The 1,734-nt window shown below is 62.5% G+C and carries 1 protein-coding gene; it reads left to right on the top strand.

Annotated elements, in window-relative coordinates; translation table 11 throughout:
• The first annotated feature begins 122 nt into the window (after positions 1-122).
• A complete protein-coding gene (locus ACYVD1_RS34625) occupies positions 123-1,727 on the top strand; it encodes an IS1634 family transposase (RefSeq protein WP_460778700.1) in 1,605 nt (534 codons plus the stop codon).
• The last annotated feature ends 7 nt before the right edge of the window (positions 1,728-1,734 follow it).

Below are 1,734 nucleotides of genomic sequence, written 5' to 3'. Positions count from 1 at the left end.
CAGACCTGAGTTCACCCAAGGGTGGGAGATTTTCGTATCGGTAGCGCGCTGACCTGGCGGTATGCCGTTCGCGGTGGGGTGAAAGGGTCACTAAGAACCTGCTCGTAGGTAACCTTCGTGGCGTGGCATCGCAGTTCGTACGGAAGGTGCGCACCTCCTCAGGTGCGGTCGCTGTGCAGGTAGTGACCCGCGACGGCCGGGAGGTGGTCGCGGTCGACCACGTAGGCTCGGCGCACACCGATTCCGAGCTGGAACTGCTGCTCCTGGCCGCAGAGGACCGACTCCGTCCAGGCCAGGAAGCCCTGGATCTGGGCCCGCTGGAGCGCGTCGGAACACGAGTGAGCGATGTCGCTGACTGGACCAAGACCGGGCAAGAGCCTCTGGCAGTCGAGACGTCCTCGGCGGGACGACCGCGGGTTGTGGCCGGCAGGGGCCAGGTACTGGGTACCTCGGCGCTGCTGCTATGGGAAGTGCTGAGCGGGGCATACACCCAGCTGGGATTCGACGCTGTGGGCGACCAGACGTTCCGTTCGCTGGTACTTGCGCGCATCATCGAGCCCACGTCCAAAGCCGACACCATCCGCGTTCTGGGCGAGGTCGGTGTGAGCGCCCCGGCGTTGAACACGATCTACCGGTGCCTGCAGCGCTGCCAGGAGCGTGATTACCGGAGCCGGTTCGCCAAGGCATGCCTGGCGCACTCAGCCCGCACCACTGGCAAGGCAGCGTTCATCATGTACGACGTCACGACGTTGCACTTTGAAAACGACAACGAAGACGAGCTGCGCAAGGTCGGGATGAGCAAGGAGCACCGGGTCGATCCGCAGGTCCAGATCGGGCTGCTGGTCGACCCGGGCGGATTCCCGCTCGAAGTGCAATTGTTCGAGGGCAACAAGGGCGAGACCAAGACTCTCATCCCGGTGCTGACCGGGTTTCAGCAACGGCACGGTGTGAGGGACATGGTCGTGGTCGCTGACGCGGGGATGCTCTCTGCAGCCAACCTCAACGCCCTGGAGGAAGCGGGGTTCAAGTTTATCGTCGGTTCTCGGTTGACCAAGGCGCCCTATGACCTGGCAGATCACTTCGAGCGGCATGGGAACTACTTCGCTGACGGACAGGTCTTGGAATCGGCCCGGGTGATGGGCACCGGGAAGAATGCCCGAGAGCGTCGGGTCGTCTACCAGTGGTCATTCAAGCGCCAAAAACGTGATGACAGAACGATCAACGCTCAGATCGCCAAGGCCGAGAAGGTCGCTACCGGCGGCGCACCGCTGAAGAAGACACGGTTTTTGAAGGTCAGCGGTGCGGCGAAGGAACTGGACCAGGCCACCATCGACCGAGCCCGGCAACTCGCCGGTCTGAAGGGCTATGTGACCAACCTGCCGATCGAGGTGATGAGCGGGGCAGCGGTGATCAGCGCCTATCACGACCTGTGGAAGGTCGAAGCGTCTTTCCGCATGACCAAGTCCGATCTGCGGGCCAGGCCCGTCTTCCACCATCGCCGCGAGGCTATCGAAGCTCATCTGACCGTGGTGTTCGCTGCCCTGGCAATCACTCGCTACCTGACCGAAGCGACCGGGATATCGATCAAGAAGATCGTTCAGACACTACGGACCATCCGCTCAGCGACCGTCGACATCAACGGTCAAGAACTCACCCTCGAGCCCAAGATCCCCGAGCACGCGAAGACGATCCTCGAGGCAATCGGGGTCACTAAGCCCAATGGGTGAACTCAGG

It is taken from the genome of Nocardiopsis nanhaiensis (assembly GCF_054778635.1).
Note: the sequence above shows the minus strand (reverse complement) of the source record. Positions and strands in the feature narration are given on the sequence as shown.